The sequence below is a fragment of the Pseudomonas fluorescens genome (assembly GCF_902497895.1).
Classification (GTDB): domain Bacteria; phylum Pseudomonadota; class Gammaproteobacteria; order Pseudomonadales; family Pseudomonadaceae; genus Aquipseudomonas; species Aquipseudomonas fluorescens_BP.
On record NZ_CABVHQ010000047.1, the window covers coordinates 1 to 17,235 of the forward strand.

The window sequence follows — 17,235 nt, forward strand, 5'->3', positions numbered from 1 at the left end:
GTGAAATTCACTGATGGTCTTTGGCGATTCAAAGCTTTGCCTATGAAAGGCTATTTGTTACTCAGCAGGAGGTGCAGCAGGTCCTGGGCAGCCTTTACTCGCATACTTCGCATCGCCACTGTACGCGCAAGTCCACGCACCGGCGGCGTCTCGCGACCAGGTAATGTTACCTTTCGCGGCTATATTGTTTAAAACGACACATTTGATTGTTCCGTCACCAGTAGCTGCTTGAGTAGTTGTAATGGTGCAGTTGGTACTATCTTTCAATCCAATCCCGGCGACGGTGATAGCAGCCGCATTCCCTTCATTGACCATGGTTTCATACATGGTTTTGCCAGGAGTAACCTCCGCAAGCGCAGCTGTGACTTTGGATTTGGCCACGTAATCTGAATAAGCCGGTATAGCAAAGGTAGCCAAAATGCCGATGATCGCAACAACGATCATGAGCTCGATGAGCGTAAAACCTTTCTGCATGGATTTCAAAGGGACTTCCTTTTAGGCGACATTTATTTTCGGAGCAAGCGTCATGCCGGCTTCGGCGATCTAGCGGGATGAAACCATCTGATCGGCAATGGCACTGACGTTACGCAATCCTGCCGGCAATCATAGTCCGAAAATGGAAGGTGTAAAACCAGCGCTGCCGGTCATAAGTATTCATGACGACTTGAAAAAAAAGACCATCAGTGAAATTCACTGATGGTCTTTGGCGATTCGAAGCTCTGCCTATGAAAGGCTTTTTGTTAAACTCCAGGGCAGCCTTTAGCCCCGTACTTCGCTTTGCCACTGTACGCGCAAAGCCACGCACCGGCGGCATCTCGCGACCAGGTAATGTCACCTTTCGCTGCTATGTTATTTAAAACGGCACATTTGATTGTGCCGACACCCGTATCTGCCTGGGTAGTTGTGATGGTGCAGTTGGTACTATCTTTCAATCCAATCAACGCCGGGGTGATAGCAGTCGCATTCCCTTCATTGACCATCACTTCATACGAGGTTTTGCCAGTAGAAACCTCCGCAAGCGCAGCTACGACTTTGGATTTGGCCACGTAATCCGAATAAGCCGGGATAGCAAAGGTAGCCAAAATGCCGATGATCGCAACAACGATCATGAGCTCGATGAGCGTAAAACCTTTCTGCATAGATTTCAAAGGGACTTCCTTCTAGGCGACGATTTAATGGCGTTGAGGATTATATTTATTTCCGAAGCAAGCGTCATGCCACCCTCGGCTGAGCTGAGGGATTTCGCGGGATGACACATTCTGATCGGCAATGGCCATCCTGACATGCGTCAGATCGTGCCTGGCCACGAATTGGCACAGCCTGGCCCATGCCAACCCATGCCAGATCGTCAGCGCGCATTTGCGTTGGGGAAGGCCGAAGAGAGTTCATTTGCGTTCCTGCTATAACATGCCCAACCGACGGCTTTGGCGATCCACATGATTCCGATGTTCTCATCTTTGGGAACGCCTTACCCGGTATGAAGCAACTCCCCAGATGATGCATCGCATCAGGGTGCCCTTGATCTCGGCGTTTTTCAAGGTAGTTGTCGCGTCAACCGTCTCGCTATGCGACTTTTTATGTCGACCGTCAGCTCTCTTTCCGGATTGAGATAAACCGTACCGATCGGTTCCCAGTTGCGCGTCGTACCTGACCAGCGCTCAGGCTTTCGCTGCTTGGCAAGCCCATAAACATCGTCGCGCCGTGCAAGGATCTTTTTATCCTCTCCCTCGTGTCGCCTATGAATCACTAGACGATGAGCCAAATACCCCACACAATCGGCTCACGAAATGAGCCGAATAAACCCCTTATTCGGCTCATCGTTCAGAGTACGAGCCCATGAAACACCCACGCTGGATCTGGCAACAACCTGACTGGCCGCATTTCCACTCGCAAGCCGAGCGCCTGGCGCCCTTGTTGCGCGAGTGCGGGCAGGCGCAAGGACGGTTGTTGGGCATGTCCGGTTCAGCAGGTGGAGACTTCAGCGCGCAAAGCGAGCTGGATGCGCTGTTGCAGAACATCGTGACCTCATCCGCCATTGAAGGCGAGCAGTTGAACGTCGGCTCGGTGCGCTCCTCTCTGGCCCGTCGCTTGGGCATGGAGCAGATCGACGGCAACCACGTGAGCAAGCGTAGTGAGGGACTGGCGGAGTTGATGCTGGACGCGACCCAGCATTTCGACCAGCCACTGACTCTCGCGCGCTTGTTGCATTGGCATGAATGGCTGTTTCCCGCTGAAGACAACCGAATCATTGCTCGAAACATTCGAGTTGGCGCGCTGCGTGGCGATGAACCGATGCAGGTGGTATCAGGTCGCCTGGACAGGCCCACCGTGCATTTCGAAGCACCTGCGCGCCAAGGCCTGGAACAGCAGCTCGACGTCTTCCTCGACTGGTTCGAAACCAGCCGTGGCCAACCCCAACTCGATCCCCTGTTGCGCGCGGGCATCGCTCACTTCTGGTTCGTCACGCTCCATCCCTTTGACGACGGCAACGGCCGCCTGACTCGGGCCATCACCGACCTGGCCCTCGCCCAGGCCGAGGATCAGGCCATCCGCTTTTACGCCATGTCGGCGAGCATTCTCGACGATCGTTCCGGCTACTACCGTGCATTGGAAACCAGCCAGAAAGCCACCCTGGATATCACTGACTGGCTCGAATGGTTCCTGCAGACGTTATTGCGCAGCCTGCAACAAGCCATGGCCCCTATCGAGTTGGTACTCGGCAAGGCCCGCTTCTGGCAGAACCACCGGGGTCAGGCTTTATCCTCGGAACAGGCCAAGGTGCTCAACGGCCTGCTGGATGGTGGCGAGAAAGTATTTGAAGAGGGAATCAGCGCCGCCCAGTACCAGGCCGTGGCAAAAGTCTCCAAGGCCACTGCAACTCGCCACTTGGCCGACCTGCTGGACAAGGGCTGCCTGGTCCGCCTGCCCGGCGGCGGTCGTAGTACCCGCTACCAGATCAACTATCCGGGCGCTGGAAAGCGCTGAACCGGTGAGCCGCGCGCAAGGCACTCCAGGTCCATCTATACGTCCACTCATTTGCCCAAAAAGCCTCTCTCTGCTAGTGTCGCGCCGGTTTACCGTCAACCGGAATTGCCGCCATGGCCCGCAAAAAAGCTGCACTGGATTTCGAACAATCCCTCGCTGACCTGCAAACGCTGGTCGAGCGTCTGGAGAACGGCGAGCTGTCGCTGGAAGACTCGTTGACGGCCTTTGAGCAAGGCATCGGTCTGACCCGCGATTGCCAGGCGGCGCTGGCCCAGGCCGAGCAGAAGGTGCAGATTCTGCTGGAACGCGATGGCGAGTTGGCCGAGGAACCCTTCGATCCGGAACAGCCGGAATGATTGCCGCCTATCAGGCCAGCAGTCAGGCCCGGGTCAATGCTGCACTGGAAACCCTGTTCCGCGCGCCAGGCCCTGAGCTGGCACGCCTCTATGAAGCCATGCGCTACAGCGTGATGAATGGCGGCAAGCGCGTGCGGCCACTGCTGGCTTACGCGGCCTGCGAAGCCCTCGGTGGCGCCGCGGAACACGCCAACGGCGCGGCCTGTGCGGTGGAATTGATTCACGCTTATTCGCTGGTGCATGACGATTTGCCGGCAATGGACGACGACGATCTGCGTCGTGGCCAGCCGACTACTCATAAGGCTTTCGACGAAGCCTGTGCGATTCTCGCCGGTGACGGCCTGCAAAGCCTGGCGTTCAGTGCCTTGCTCGATCCGCAGTTGAGCGTCGTGGATAGCGAAACCCGTTTGCGCATGGTCACTGCCCTGGCATTGGCGGCGGGCCCGGCGGGCATGGTTGGCGGCCAGGCTATCGATCTCGGCTCGGTCGGTCTCAAACTGGATCAGCAAGCACTCGAATACATGCATCGGCACAAGACCGGCGCGCTGATCGAAGCCAGCGTCAAGCTAGGCGCCCTGGCCAGTGGCCGTGCGCAACCCGACGAACTGAAGTCCTTGCAGACCTATGCCCAAGCCATTGGCCTGGCGTTTCAGGTGCAGGACGACATTCTCGATGTCGAAAGCGATACCGCGACACTTGGCAAACGCCAGGGCGCCGATATCGCCCGGGATAAACCGACCTACCCGGCCTTGCTCGGCCTGGACGCGGCTAAAGCCTATGCCCTGGAGCTGCGCGACCAGGCCTTGCACGCCCTGCGACCGTTCGACGCGGCGGCCGAGCCATTGCGGGACCTGGCGCGCTATATCGTTGACCGTCGCAGCTAAAACCGTGGCTACGCCCGAAGGCATATAGTTGGCCAACTTCCGAGCTCTGCGTGGGCAGCTTGCGATCCATAAGGTAAACTGCCGCCTCTTCTATACCTATAACGATTCGCCTGATGCCCACGACGTTTCATGAGATTCCACGCAAACGCCCGACCACGCCCCTGCTCGACCGTGCCGACACGCCGGCCGGACTGCGCCGGTTAGGCGAAGCCGAGCTCGAAACCCTGGCTGATGAGTTGCGCCAGGAGCTGCTCTATACGGTCGGCCAGACGGGCGGGCATTTCGGTGCCGGCCTTGGCGTCATCGAGCTGACCGTTGCGCTGCATTACGTCTTCGACACCCCGGACGACCGGCTGGTGTGGGACGTCGGCCATCAGGCTTATCCGCACAAGATCCTCACCGGTCGTCGCGAGCGCATGGGCACCCTGCGCCAGAAGGACGGCATAGCGGCCTTCCCGCGGCGTTCCGAGAGCGAGTACGACACCTTTGGTGTCGGCCACTCCAGCACCTCGATCAGTGCAGCGCTGGGCATGGCGATTGCCGCCCGCCTGCAAAACAGCGAGCGCAAAGCCATCGCGGTGATCGGCGACGGCGCTTTGACCGCGGGCATGGCCTTCGAAGCGTTGAATCACGCGCCGGAAGTCAACGCCAATATGCTGGTGATCCTCAACGACAACGACATGTCGATCTCGCGCAATGTCGGCGGCCTGTCCAACTATCTGGCGAAAATCCTTTCCAGCCGTACCTACGCGAGCATGCGCGAAGGCAGCAAGAAAGTGCTGTCGCGCCTGCCCGGCGCCTGGGAAATTGCCCGGCGTACCGAAGAATATGCCAAGGGCATGCTGGTCCCGGGCACGCTGTTCGAAGAGCTGGGCTGGAACTACATCGGTCCGATCGACGGCCACGACCTGCCGACGCTGATCGCCACCCTGCGCAACATGCGTGACCTCAAGGGCCCGCAGTTCCTGCACGTGGTCACCAAGAAAGGCAAAGGCTTCGCTCCGGCGGAAGTCGACCCGATCGGCTATCACGCGATCACCAAGCTCGAACCCCTGGATGCTCCAGCGGCTGCGCCGAAAAAAGCCGGCGGACCGAAATACTCCAGCGTGTTCGGCGAGTGGCTGTGCGACATGGCCAGTGCCGATCCGCGACTGGTCGGGATCACCCCGGCGATGAAGGAAGGCTCCGACCTGGTGGCCTTCAGCGAACGTTTCCCGCAGCGTTATTTCGACGTGGCGATTGCCGAGCAGCATGCCGTGACCCTCGCCGCTGGCATGGCCTGTGAAGGCGTAAAACCGGTAGTGGCGATCTATTCGACCTTCCTGCAACGCGGTTACGACCAGCTTGTGCATGATGTTGCAGTGCAGAACCTCGACGTGTTGTTCGCCATCGACCGCGCCGGTTTGGTGGGCGAAGACGGTCCGACCCACGCCGGCAGTTTCGACCTGTCGTTCCTGCGCTGCATCCCCGGCATGCTGGTGATGACCCCGAGCGACGAAAACGAACTGCGCAAAATGCTCAGCACCGGCCACCTCTACAACGGCCCGGCCGCAGTGCGTTACCCGCGTGGCACCGGCCCGAATGCACCGATCGAGAAAAACCTCGAACCGATCGAGATCGGCAAGGGCGTGATTCGCCGTCAGGGCAGCCACGTCGCTCTGCTGGTGTTCGGTGTGCAACTGGCCGAAGCGCTGAAAGTCGCCGAGAAACTCGACGCGACAGTGGTCGATATGCGCTTCGTCAAACCATTGGACGAAGCCCTGGTTCGTGAAATCGCCAACAGTCATGAGCTGCTGGTGACCATCGAAGAAAACGCAATCATGGGCGGCGCCGGTGGCGCGGTGAGCGAATTCCTTGCCCGGGAAAACATCCTCAAGTCGATGCTGCACCTGGGCTTGCCGGACGCCTACGTCGAACATGCCAAGCCGGCGCAGATGCTGGCCGAATGCGGGCTGGACGAAGCGGGTATCGAAGCTTCGGTTCGCGAGCGCCTGAAACTTCTAGGGTTATAAACCCGCCCCCCCGTAGGAGCTGCCGCAGGCTGCGATCTTTTGATCTTGACCTTCGACAGCTCCGAAATCGCCAAAAGATCGCAGCCTGCGGCAGCTCCTACAAGGGGGCTGCGTCGTATCTGAATTGACTCGGATTACCGATGAAACTCTCTTCCCTTGCCTTGTCTCTGGTCTTTTTACCTGCCGGCCAACTCCTCGCCGACACCTTCGAACGCGAACAAGCCCTGAAACTGCCCGACGTGCTGATCAGCGCTAATCGCCAGGTCGAAGCCCGCAACGACAGCAGCGCCGCCAACACAGTGTTCACCCGCGAAGATATCGACCGCCTGCAACCGAGCAGCGTGACTGAGTTGCTGAGTCGGGTACCCGGTGTACAGGTCGCGCAAGCGGGCGGGCGTGGCAGCCTGCCGGGAATTTTCATCCGCGGAACCAAATCGGCACAGAGCCTGGTGCTGGTGGACGGCCAGCGCATCGGCAATTCGACTTCCGGCGACAGCAACCTGCAACACCTGAACATCGATCAGATCGAACGCGTGGAAGTACTGCGCGGCTCGCGCTCGGTGATCTACGGCAGCGACGCGATTGGCGGAGTGATTCAGATCTTCACCCGCCGTGGCGCCGAACAAGGGCTGCAACCGCGGATGCATGTGGGCTTTGGCAGCAATCAGACCTGGGAACGCAGCCTGGGGCTGTCCGGCGGCGATGAAAAAACCCGCTTCAATCTCGGCGCCAGCCTGGATGAGACCGCCGGGATCAATCGCACTCATGAGTCCTTCCCCAGCGACGGCGACCACGACGCTTACCGCAACAAGTCCCTGAGCCTGAGCCTTAGTCACGCCTTCAACGATGACCTCGAAGCAGGCCTGAATCTGCTGGATAACCGTGGCAAGAGCGAGTTCGACAGCCCGTTCGGGCGCTTCGACATGAACACCTTCGAGTCAGTCCAGCAGCAGCTCTACAGCGATTTCACCGTGAGCAGCGTCAGCACCTATGTCGACGCGCGCCTCAATGACCGGTGGAAGTCACGCCTGGAGCTGGGCCACAGCGAAAACCGCGAGAAAACCATCGACACGCTCAGCGACGAGCGCAGCGTATTCAACACCTATCGCGACTCGCTCAACTGGCAGAACGACCTGACACTCGATGACCGCAACAGCCTGATCCTTGGCGCTGACTGGTATGAAGACTGGATCAACAGCAGCACCCACTTCGACGAAGACAGCCGCTGGAACCGCGCCGCGTTCATCCAGCATCGCTTCCAGGCAGAAAGCTTCTCCACCGAAGTGGGCCTGCGCCGCGATCAGAATCAGCAATTTGGCAGCCAGAACAGCTGGAGCGGCACCTTCACCCTGCCGTTGAACCCGGACAACGATGTGCTGCTGACCTACAGCGAAGGCTTCCGCGCCCCGACTTTCAATGACCTGTACTACCCCGATTTCAGCAACCCGGACCTCAAGCCCGAGACCTCGAAAAGCTATGAGCTGCAATGGCGCAGCCAGTTGAGCGATACCAGCCGCCTGGAAGCTTCGCTGTACCGCACTGATCTTGAAGACGCGATTATCTTCGGCCAGAACTCTCGCCCGGAAAACGTCGCGTCGGCGCGGATCAATGGCTTCGAAGCCGCGCTCAAACAAGAGTTGTTCGGCTGGCAGAGCAACCTCGGCCTGGCGATCATCGACCCGCGCGACCGCGATACCGGCCATACCCTGAGCCGCCGCGCCCGACGCACGTTGAGCCTGGACCTGGATCGGCAATTCGATCGGCTCGGCGTCGGCGCCAGCTGGCAAGCGGTGAGCAGCAGCTACGACGACGAAGACAACCAGGAGCCGCTGGGCGGTTATGCCTTGTTCGGCTTGCGCAGCAGTTGGGCGGTGAATCGCGAGATCCGCCTGGAGCTGAAAGTCGACAACCTGCTGGACAAGGCTTACAGCCGGGCGCTCTACAGCTTTGGCGGGAATAACCATGGTTATCGCGAAGAAGGCCGGGCGTGGATGTTTGGGGTGACCTGGACGCCGCAGATCCAGCCATAGATTGTGGGTGATTGTGCTGGCCTCATCGCGAGCAAGCTCGCTCCCACAGGGTATGAGCTTGACATCAATTCTGTGAGCGCCTGAAAAACTTGTGGGAGCGAGCTTGCTCGCGATGAATACACCTCGGTCTCACTGATCGGGCGCGATCAACTCACACAGCTTGGCGGTGGCATCGATCATCTGCCCACTCGGCCGCTCCAGTCCCTTGTCCGCCACCAACAGCAATCGCCCCTGCGCCACCGCCCTCACTTGCGGCCAGGCTTTCCAGGCATCAAGTTGCGCCTGATCACCGGCCAGGATCACCTCGGGATTACGCTGCAGCACCGACTCCAGGTTGACCTGCGGTGCCGGCAGTTGCAGCTCGGCAAACACATTGCGGGCGCCGCAGACTTGCAGCGCATCGCTGATAATCTGCCCGCCGCCGACGGTGTACAGCGGTTGATCCCAGACCTGGTAGAACACCTGCAACGGCTCGTCCCGCTGATAACGCTGGCGCAGGTCTGCCAACTGCTTGCGCAAGTCCCCAGCGAGCTTCTGACCACGCTGCGGCCGCCCGAGTTGTTCGGCAATCGCTTCGATCTGGGTGGCGAGTTGTTCGAGGCTGTGGGGTTCGGCGACGTAGGTGGGAATATTCAACCGCTTGAGTTGCTCGCGCTGCGCCGGACCGACGCTGCCGGGCCAGAGCAACAGCAAATCAGGCTTGAGGCTGAGCAGGCGCTCCATGTCCAGCTGACCGTAGCGCCCGACCGAGGGGATGCTTTTCAACTCAGGAGGTCGTTCGCCGGCATCGAGCACGCCGACCAGCAGATCGGCAGAACCCAATTCAACGACGATTTCAGACAACGATGGCGCGAGGCTGACCACCCGCTGCCCCGCCAGCGCCGAACCACTGACTGCCAGCAGCAGGAGCACCAGCCAAACGCGCATCAACCGAGCTGACGCGGGATACGGTAGAGGTAGAACAGCACCGTTGTCGACAGCGCCAGCAGAATCAGCGGCAGCGCTTCCAGACCGACGAACACGGCCACTGCGGCGATCCAGGCCGGTAGCCCGGCAGCCAGGAATGCCGTGCGGCGCTTGGCCGCCAAATTCACCCAGGCGCCTGGTTCTTCAGGGGTGTCGAGGGCTTTCTGGGTAGCGATCAAGCCGTGCTTGTAGCCACCAAAGAAACGCAGGCTGACAAACATCGACGCCAGGCCGGCGATAAAGAATGGCATGGCCAGCACCGGCAATACGGGCTCGGTCTGGCCGAACAGCGCATTGATCACGAACAGCGGCAGCAACGCCAGCGCCAGATACTGCCACCAGTTGACGGACAGGCGCCGCTTTACTTGACCGCGGGTCACGCCCGATCAGCCTCGCCCTGGTGTTCGTTGCCCATCATGTGATCGAGCTTGCTGGCCTTGGTCGCCAGGTAGAGTTTGTTGTGCGGGTTGTGGCCGGTGTGCAGCGGGACGCGCTCGGCGACCACGATGCCCATGTCGGTCATGGCCTTGACCTTGCGCGGGTTGTTGGTCATCAGCCGCAGGGATTTCACCCCCAGGTGCTCGAGCATCGGCAGGCAGATGGCGTAGTCACGCTGGTCGGCGGCAAAGCCCAGGCGTTCATTGGCCTCGACCGTGTCGGCGCCGCCATCCTGCAACTCATAGGCGCGGATCTTGTTCAGCAAGCCAATGCCACGGCCTTCCTGACGCAGATACAACAACACACCACGACCTTCGCGGGCAATGGCCTGCAAGGCCGCCTCGAGTTGCGAACCGCAGTCGCAGCGCTGGCTGAACAACGCATCGCCGGTCAGGCATTCGGAGTGCAACCGGCCGAGCACCGGTGCACCATCAGCGAACTCACCCAGGCTGAGTACAACGTGCTCGCGGCCAGTGGCTTCATCGAGGAAGCCATGCATGGTGAATTGCGCAAAAGGGGTTGGCAGTTTGGAAGCAGCGACGAAAACGACGGGCACCGTGTGCTCCTGATCTGTAAGAGGACTGGAGATTCGCAGAGGCGGCATTGTAACAGCAGGTTCCAGCAGACGCTTAGGCTGAATTATCGGCCATAAAGATCAAGATGTTCGATCACTGCCCCGCAAAATCGGCTGAACACATCCCCGTAGCAGCTGGCGAAGCCTGCGTTCGAGCGCGCAGCGGTCGCAAAATGTTCGACCGAGCTTACCCTGAAGGAACCCGGATACCGGAATACGACTGCTTCGCAGCCGAACGCAGGCTGCGCCAGCTGCTACATTTCGTCGAATGGGTAAGGCTGTTTCCAGTGCTCGAAGATCGGTCGCAACTCGCCGTTTTCCACCAGCAACTCCATGCGCCGATCGAACAGCGCCAAGAGTGCCCGCCCCCCAGGAGTGTCGGAAAACCCCAGAAACAGTGGCAATTGAGCCAGATAGGTGCGTTTGTATCGCGAAGGATCCGGCGCGTCACTCAGCACGTAATCGATCTCGCTCCGGGCGTCGATGTAGTAGTCGGCATGACCCTGTTTGAGCATCGGCAAAATGCCGTTGCGACGCTCGATTTGATTGAAAGCATGGATATTCGGCAAGTATTTCTCGTATTTGTAGCCGCGCACCCAGGCCAATCGGTATTTGCCCAGAGTGGCCACCGTCGGTGCCGGATTACTGGCCAGACCTAGCGCGTAGATGGGGTCGGCGTCGTAATGCCAGTGGGGATACAGCACATCGCCGACCTCATCGCGGTAGGATCCGACCACGGCATCCACCTCACGACGCTGCACCAGCCCGATCGAGCGAGTGTAAGGCACCGTGCGAATCTGCAGCCTGACCCCGGCCGGCTCGAAGACTGCGCGCAACACATCCCAGGCCAGACCACGGCCATCGGCGCCGGTGTAGTCGATCCACTCCTCACTGGCCAGGCGGATCTGGGTGGGCATCGTCGGCGATTCATTCGCCCGTGCCGCAGTGCATGACAATACGCAAAACAGTATCAACAGCCAGCGGCCACTCATCCTTGATCCCTCAGGCGAAAAACCACACCAACCCTTGCATTGCCAGCCAGGCAAATACCCCCGCCAAAACATCGTCGAGCATAATCCCGACGCCACCGTGTACATGCCGATCGATCCAGTGAATCGGCCAGGGTTTCAGAATGTCGAAGAAGCGGAACATCAGAAACCCCGCCAGTAACCAGTACCAACCTTGCGGCACTAGCCACAGGGTAATCCACATCCCGACCATTTCGTCCCAGACGATGCCTTCGTGGTCATGTACCCGCAAGTCGTCCGCCACCTTGCCGCACAACCAGAAGCCGAACAGCATGGTGATGCCGAGCATCAGCCAGTAACCCCAGTCCGGCAACATTTGCCACAACGGGATAAAGGGTAGCGCAACCAGCGAACCCCAGGTGCCCGGCGCTTTGGGCAGAGTGCCGGACCCGAAGCCGAACGCCAGAAAATGCCACGGATTACGCCAGACCGAAGGCGGCACGAACTCTGCCGGGACCTGTTTGGGGTGATCTGTCACGGTGTCTCCCGAAAATGTTGATAACCCCGGTTTACCGGGGTGATATCTCGCCCATCGGCGTCCAAAAGCGTTACGCCCTGCCCGCACACGACCCGTCCGAGTACATGCACCGGCCAGCCATCGGCCAGTAAGTGTGGCAGCTCGAGGGGAGGTAAGGTAAAGGCCAGCACATAATCGTCACCACCGCTCAAGGCTGCCTCTTCGGCGGCTTGCTGGCCGAGAAACGCTACCAAGGCCCTGGACAGCGGCAGCTTGTCCCGCTCGACCTGCAAACCGACGCCGGAGGCGAGCGCGATGTGCCCACAGTCCGCCAGCAACCCGTCCGAGATATCCAGTGCCGAGGTCGCTTTGCCACGCAGTGCCAGGCCCAACGCCAGCTGTGGCTGCGGCGACCAATAGTGCGCCAGCAACGGCTCGGCGATAGCAGGTTCGGCTGTACGCTGCCCCAACACCAGCGGCAAGGCACCCGCCCCGTTACCCAGCTCGCCACCGACGCACAACAGATCCCCCGGCTGCGCGCCGCTGCGGGTCAGGGCCAAACCGGCGGGCACGCGGCCGAACACGGTCATGGTCAGGCTCAACGGGCCACGGGTGGTATCGCCGCCCACCAGACGCACACCGCAGTTTTGCGCCATGGTGTTCAAACCGCTGGCAAAGGCGTGCAGCCAATCGGCAGCAACCGTCGGCAAGGTCAGGGCAAGGGTAAACGCGAGAGGTGTTGCACCCATGGCTGCCAGATCACTGACCGCTACCGCCAGCGAACGCTGGCCGAGCAGAAAAGGCTCGCAGGGGTCTGCGAAATGTACACCGGCCACCAGGGTGTCGGTGGAGACAGCCAGCTGTTCCCCCGGGGAAACAGCCAGCAGGGCGCAGTCATCACCGATCCCCAGTGCCACGCCAGCGCCGACCAGCGCACAAGGCGCGGTGGCGAAGTAGTTACGGATCAGCTCAAACTCGCCCATGACGGTGTCCTGCAAGCGCGAATCAGCGCTTGAACGCCTTCACTTCAGCTTCACGCAGACGTGGGGCCAGTTTGTCGAGCACACCGTTGACGAACTTGTGGCCATCGGTGGAACCGTAGACCTTGGCCAGTTCGATCCCTTCGTTGATCACCACGCGGTATGGAACGTCGACGCGCTTGAGCAGCTCCCAGGTGGACAGGCGCAGAACCGCCAGTTCAACCGGATCGAGCTCGTCGATGGTGATGTCCAGGCACGGAGCGAGGGCAGAATCGATCTCGGTCTTGTGTGCCGGCACGCCGTGCAGGATTTCGTGGAAGTAGGCGGCATCGACATCGCTGAAATCGTTATCGACCCGGAACTGCGCTTCGATTTCGTTCAGCGAAGTTTTGGCCATGTGCCATTGGTACAGCGCCTGAGTCGCGAGCTGACGGGCTTCGCGACGCTTGACGCTCTTGGATGGCTTGCCAGCGTCCGCAGGTTTCGGATCGCGCGGGTTGAAACGATCGCTTTCGTCGCTAATCACTTGGCCTCCAACTGCGCCAGCAGGCTGACCATTTCCAGGGCGGACAACGCCGCTTCGGCACCCTTGTTGCCGGCCTTGGTGCCGGAACGTTCGATGGCTTGCTCGATCGAGTCGACCGTCAGCACGCCAAAGGCAACCGGTACGCCGAACTCCATGGACACCTGGGACAGGCCCTTGGTGCACTCGCCCGCCACGTATTCGAAGTGCGGAGTGCCGCCACGAATGACCGCGCCCAGGGCGATGATTGCCGCGTATTCGCCCTTCTGAGCGACTTTTTGCGCAACCAGCGGAATTTCGAAGGCGCCAGGCGCACGGATGATGGTGATGTCGCTTTCGCTCACGCCATGGCGAACCAGGGCATCAACGGCACCGCTCACCAGGCTTTCGACGACGAAGCTGTTGAAGCGGCCGACCACCAGGGCATAGCGGCCTTTGGGGGCGATGAAGGTACCTTCGATGGTCTTCAGGGTCATTCGATAAATCTCTTAAAGAGCCAGAGCGCATTCAGTACGCGCTCTATTAATGATGTTTGAACCGCGAATCAAAGCCCGCGAACTGCCGGTCTTTATTCGGAGGGCACGTATTCTACAACTTCCAGATCGAAACCGGATATCGCATTAAATTTCATCGGCGCGCTCATCAGGCGCATTTTGCGCACTCCGAGGTCACGCAGGATCTGCGAACCGGCACCGACGATGCTGTAGGTGGTCGGTTTTTTTGCCGGAATGTGCTCCGCGGTTTCACGGATATGCGCCAGTACCACGTCACCATCGAGTGGGTGGCCGAGCAACAGCACCACACCGCTACCGGCTTCGGCCACGGCGCTCATGGCCGCGCGCAGGCTCCAGCGCCCGGGCTGCTTGACCATCAGCAGGTCACGCAGCGGGTCCATGTTGTGTACGCGAACCAGGGTCGGTTCATCGGCGCAGATGGTGCCCAGGGTCAGCGCCATGTGCACGTCGCCTTCCACTGAATCGCGATAGGTCACCAGGTTGAACTGGCCCAGTTCGCTGTCCAATGGCTGCTCGGCAATCCGCTGAACGGTACGTTCGTGGATCATCCGGTAATGAATCAGGTCGGCGATGGTGCCGATCTTGATGTTGTGTTCGGCGGCAAAGGCTTCCAGCTCGGTGCGACGGGACATGGTGCCGTCGTCGTTCATCACTTCGCAAATCACCCCGCTCGGCTCGAAACCGGCCATCCGCGCCAGATCGCAGGCAGCTTCGGTGTGACCGGCACGGGCCAGGGTGCCGCCGGCCTGGGCCATCAGCGGGAAGATGTGGCCGGGGCTGACGATATCTTCGGCCTTGGCGTCTTTGGCGGCGGCAGCCTGCACGGTGCGCGCACGGTCGGCTGCGGAGATGCCGGTGGTCACGCCTTCAGCGGCTTCAATAGAGACGGTGAACTTGGTGCCGAAGCCGGAACCATTGCGCGGCGCCATCAATGGCAGCTTGAGCAGTTCGCAGCGCTCGCGGCTCATCGGCATGCAGATCAGGCCGCGGGCGTGCTTGGCCATGAAGTTGATGTGCTCCGGCAGGCAGCACTCGGCGGCCATGATCAGGTCGCCTTCGTTCTCGCGGTCTTCGTCATCCATGAGGATGACCATCTTGCCTTGGCGGATGTCTTCGACCAGTTCTTCGATGCTATTGAGCGCCACGCGGCACCCCCTTGGGTCAGGATTTGAGGTAGCCGTTGGCGGCCAGAAAGCTTTCGGTGATGTTGCCAGAGCTGGGCTCTGCGGCCTTGTCGCCGAGTAGCAGACGTTCCAGATAACGTGCAAGCAAGTCGACTTCGAGGTTGACCTGCCGCCCCGGTCGGTAGTCGGCCATGATGGTTTCGGCCAGCGTGTGCGGGACGATGGTCAGTTCGAATTCGGCGCCATTGACCGCGTTGACCGTCAGGCTGGTGCCGTCGACAGTGATCGAGCCTTTGTGGGCGATGTACTTGGCCAGGTCTTTGGGTGCACGGATGCGGAACTGGATGGCCCGGGCATTTTCTTCCCGGGCAACCACTTCACCGACTCCGTCGACGTGACCGCTGACCAGATGCCCGCCCAAACGTGTGGTCGGGGTCAGGGCTTTTTCCAGGTTGACCCGGCTGCCGCTTTTCAGCTGGTTGAAGGCTGTGCAGTCCAGGGTTTCACGGCTGACGTCAGCCCAGAAACCATCGCCCGGCAGCTCGACCGCAGTCAGGCAGACGCCGTTCACCGCAATGCTGTCGCCCAGTTTGACGTCGCCCAGATCGAGCTTGCCGGTTTCTACGTATACCCGCACATCCCCGCCTTTTGGGGTCAATGCACGGATACTGCCGATGGATTCAATAATGCCGGTAAACATGGAGTCCTCCTCGAGAACAGACCGTCGCTTAGCGAAAGCCGGGAATTATACGCCGGCTGATGGCACAGGAATCGCAGTGACTCGCCAATCTTCGCCAACCGCGCGGATTTCAATGATTTTCAACTGTGGCGCCGCGCTCATCAACTCCAGCGGCCAATCCAGCAATGGACGTGCCGATGAACCGAGAAACTTGCCGGCGATGAAGATTTGATATTCGTCCACCAGACCCTGCTGAGCGAAAGCCCCCGCCAGACGCGGGCCGGCTTCCACCAACACGTCGTTGACGCCACGGGCCGCCAGTGCGATCAGCAGCTTGCGCAGATCAACCTGGCCATCTTCACCGGGCACGATCAGGCATTCCGGGCCGTTGGCGTACTGCTCTTCCACGGCTACGCAGGTCGCGACCAGCGCCGGCCCGGCCTTGAAGAACGGCGCATCGAGAGGCACCCGCAGGCGGCCGTCGATCAATACCCGCAAGGGTGGCCGGCTCAGTGCCAACGCGGTTTGCTCGGCATCCAGCCCCAGCTCATCAGCACGTACCGTCAACCGGGCGCCATCGGCCAACACCGTGTCGGCGCCGGTCAGGACTACGCTGGCCCGGGCTCGCAGGCGCTGCACCGCAGAACGCGCGGCCGGGCCGGTGATCCACTGGCTTTCACCGCTGGCCATGGCCGTGCGACCGTCCAGGCTCATGGCCAGCTTGACCCGCACAAAGGGCAGGCCGTGTTCCATGCGCTTGAGGAAACCTTGATTGATCGCCCGCGCTTCGCCTTCGAGTACGCCGCTGTGGATCTCGATACCGGCCCGGGCCAGACGCTGCATGCCACGGCCGGCAACCTGTGGATTGGGGTCCTGCATGGCCGCGACGACCCGCGCCACGCCGGCATTCACCAGCGCATCGGAACACGGCGGCGTACGGCCGTGATGGCTGCAAGGCTCAAGCGTCACATAGGCGGTAGCGCCCCGGGCGTTTACCCCGGCAGCGCGCAAGGCATGAACTTCGGCATGGGGCTCGCCGGTGCGCACATGCCAACCTTCGCCGACAATCTGCCCGTCACGTACGATCACGCAACCGACCCGTGGATTCGGGTGGGTGGTGTAAAGGCCTTTACGCGCCAGCTCCAGGGCTCGCGCCATGTAGTGGGCGTCGAGAACGGCCTGTTCTGAGGAAATAGTCATTCTTTGGCGGGCTCACGGGCGAGGCGATCGATCTCTTCGCGGAACTCATTGAGGTCCTGGAAGCGTCGATACACCGAAGCGAAGCGAATATAGGCGACTTCATCGAGCTTCTGCAGCTCGGCCATCACCAGTTCACCGACAACCAGGGATTTGACCTCGCGCTCGCCCGTGGCTCGCAGTTTGTGTTTGATATGCACCAGCGACGATTCCAGGCGCTCGACGCTCACCGGACGTTTTTCCAGGGCGCGCTGCATACCGGCACGCAATTTTTCTTCGTCGAACGGCTGCCGGCTGCCGTCGGTCTTGATCAGGCGCGGCAACACCAGCTCGGCGGTTTCGAAGGTGGTGAAACGCTCACCGCAGGCCAAGCATTCACGCCGGCGGCGCACCTGTTCGCCCTCGGCGACCAGACGCGAGTCGATGACCTTGGTGTCGTTGGCACCGCAGAAGGGACAGTGCATGGTGGCAGGCAACAAAAAAAGGG

19 protein-coding genes and 1 pseudogene are annotated in these 17,235 nt (G+C 60.5%); 5 read left to right on the forward strand and 15 right to left on the reverse strand.

Annotated features, from left to right (window positions below):
- Window positions 1–57: 57 nt before the first annotated feature.
- The 3 genes and pseudogenes from F8N21_RS21150 to F8N21_RS31040 form a co-directional block, all read right to left on the reverse strand.
- On the reverse strand, window positions 58–474 hold the full coding sequence (locus F8N21_RS21150) for a pilin (protein WP_150644000.1): 417 nt from the start codon (window positions 472–474) through the stop codon (window positions 58–60).
- 266 nt (window positions 475–740) lie between these two features.
- Window positions 741–1,139 (reverse strand): pilin, encoded by a 399-nt coding sequence (locus F8N21_RS21155; protein WP_150644001.1) that lies wholly within the window; start codon window positions 1,137–1,139, stop codon window positions 741–743.
- A 395-nt stretch (window positions 1,140–1,534) separates the two neighbouring features.
- Window positions 1,535–1,735, reverse strand: a pseudogene (locus tag F8N21_RS31040) (hypothetical protein); the annotation flags it as partial.
- Between the two features lie 101 nt (window positions 1,736–1,836).
- On the opposite strand from F8N21_RS31040, the gene F8N21_RS21160 reads away from it, so the two are divergent.
- The 5 genes from F8N21_RS21160 (at window position 1,837) to F8N21_RS21180 (ending at window position 8,267) form a co-directional block, all read left to right on the forward strand.
- A complete protein-coding gene (locus F8N21_RS21160) occupies window positions 1,837–2,985 on the forward strand; it encodes a Fic family protein (protein ID WP_150643959.1) in 1,149 nt (382 codons plus the stop codon).
- A gap of 113 nt (window positions 2,986–3,098) precedes the next feature.
- Window positions 3,099–3,341 carry an exodeoxyribonuclease VII small subunit gene (locus tag F8N21_RS21165; RefSeq protein WP_150643960.1) on the forward strand — a complete coding sequence of 81 codons (243 nt, stop codon included), beginning with the start codon at window positions 3,099–3,101 and terminating at the stop codon, window positions 3,339–3,341.
- Window positions 3,338–4,225, forward strand: coding sequence for a (2E,6E)-farnesyl diphosphate synthase (gene ispA, locus F8N21_RS21170; RefSeq protein WP_150643961.1), 888 nt, complete (start codon window positions 3,338–3,340; stop codon window positions 4,223–4,225). Before F8N21_RS21165 ends, ispA begins: the two co-directional genes overlap by 4 nt.
- A gap of 113 nt (window positions 4,226–4,338) precedes the next feature.
- Window positions 4,339–6,237 (forward strand): 1-deoxy-D-xylulose-5-phosphate synthase, encoded by a 1,899-nt coding sequence (gene dxs, locus F8N21_RS21175; RefSeq protein ID WP_150643962.1) that lies wholly within the window; start codon window positions 4,339–4,341, stop codon window positions 6,235–6,237.
- A gap of 140 nt (window positions 6,238–6,377) precedes the next feature.
- The gene (locus F8N21_RS21180) at window positions 6,378–8,267 is read left to right on the forward strand and encodes a TonB-dependent receptor domain-containing protein (protein WP_150643963.1); all 1,890 of its coding nucleotides are present in this window, start codon (window positions 6,378–6,380) and stop codon (window positions 8,265–8,267) included.
- 129 nt (window positions 8,268–8,396) lie between these two features.
- On the opposite strand, the gene F8N21_RS21185 is transcribed toward F8N21_RS21180, so the two are convergent.
- The 12 genes from F8N21_RS21185 to nrdR all read right to left on the reverse strand — a co-directional run bounded on the left by F8N21_RS21185 (window position 8,397) and on the right by nrdR (window position 17,212).
- Window positions 8,397–9,194 (reverse strand): cobalamin-binding protein, encoded by a 798-nt coding sequence (locus F8N21_RS21185; RefSeq protein WP_150643964.1) that lies wholly within the window; start codon window positions 9,192–9,194, stop codon window positions 8,397–8,399.
- On the reverse strand, window positions 9,194–9,613 hold the full coding sequence (locus F8N21_RS21190; RefSeq protein ID WP_150643965.1) for an MFS transporter: 420 nt from the start codon (window positions 9,611–9,613) through the stop codon (window positions 9,194–9,196). The genes F8N21_RS21185 and F8N21_RS21190 overlap by 1 nt, the downstream gene beginning before the upstream one ends.
- Window positions 9,610–10,227 (reverse strand): GTP cyclohydrolase II, encoded by a 618-nt coding sequence (ribA, locus tag F8N21_RS21195; protein ID WP_191624369.1) that lies wholly within the window; start codon window positions 10,225–10,227, stop codon window positions 9,610–9,612. Before ribA ends, F8N21_RS21190 begins: the two co-directional genes overlap by 4 nt.
- Window positions 10,228–10,499: 272 nt before the next feature.
- Entirely contained in the window at window positions 10,500–11,237 is a 738-nt protein-coding gene (locus F8N21_RS21200) for a substrate-binding periplasmic protein (protein WP_150643967.1), read from the reverse strand.
- Between the two features lie 10 nt (window positions 11,238–11,247).
- Window positions 11,248–11,751 (reverse strand): phosphatidylglycerophosphatase A, encoded by a 504-nt coding sequence (locus F8N21_RS21205; RefSeq protein ID WP_150643968.1) that lies wholly within the window; start codon window positions 11,749–11,751, stop codon window positions 11,248–11,250.
- A complete protein-coding gene (thiL, locus tag F8N21_RS21210) occupies window positions 11,748–12,713 on the reverse strand; it encodes a thiamine-phosphate kinase (protein ID WP_150643969.1) in 966 nt (321 codons plus the stop codon). The genes F8N21_RS21205 and thiL overlap by 4 nt, the downstream gene beginning before the upstream one ends.
- A 22-nt stretch (window positions 12,714–12,735) precedes the next feature.
- Window positions 12,736–13,236, reverse strand: a complete 501-nt coding sequence (gene nusB / locus F8N21_RS21215) for a transcription antitermination factor NusB (protein ID WP_150643970.1) — start codon at window positions 13,234–13,236, stop codon at window positions 12,736–12,738.
- Window positions 13,233–13,709: a 6,7-dimethyl-8-ribityllumazine synthase gene (gene ribE, locus F8N21_RS21220; protein ID WP_074871273.1), complete on the reverse strand. Its 477-nt coding sequence runs from the start codon at window positions 13,707–13,709 to the stop codon at window positions 13,233–13,235. The genes nusB and ribE overlap by 4 nt, the downstream gene beginning before the upstream one ends.
- 92 nt (window positions 13,710–13,801) lie before the next feature.
- Window positions 13,802–14,893 carry a bifunctional 3,4-dihydroxy-2-butanone-4-phosphate synthase/GTP cyclohydrolase II gene (ribBA, locus tag F8N21_RS21225; protein WP_150643971.1) on the reverse strand — a complete coding sequence of 364 codons (1,092 nt, stop codon included), beginning with the start codon at window positions 14,891–14,893 and terminating at the stop codon, window positions 13,802–13,804.
- Between the two features lie 16 nt (window positions 14,894–14,909).
- Window positions 14,910–15,572, reverse strand: coding sequence for a riboflavin synthase (locus F8N21_RS21230; protein ID WP_150643972.1), 663 nt, complete (start codon window positions 15,570–15,572; stop codon window positions 14,910–14,912).
- Window positions 15,573–15,617: 45 nt separating this feature from the next.
- Complete coding sequence (gene ribD / locus F8N21_RS21235; RefSeq protein WP_150643973.1) at window positions 15,618–16,751, reverse strand: bifunctional diaminohydroxyphosphoribosylaminopyrimidine deaminase/5-amino-6-(5-phosphoribosylamino)uracil reductase RibD; 1,134 nt, start codon at window positions 16,749–16,751, stop codon at window positions 15,618–15,620.
- Window positions 16,748–17,212 carry a transcriptional regulator NrdR gene (nrdR, locus tag F8N21_RS21240; protein ID WP_191624370.1) on the reverse strand — a complete coding sequence of 155 codons (465 nt, stop codon included), beginning with the start codon at window positions 17,210–17,212 and terminating at the stop codon, window positions 16,748–16,750. Before nrdR ends, ribD begins: the two co-directional genes overlap by 4 nt.
- Window positions 17,213–17,235: the final 23 nt, after the last annotated feature.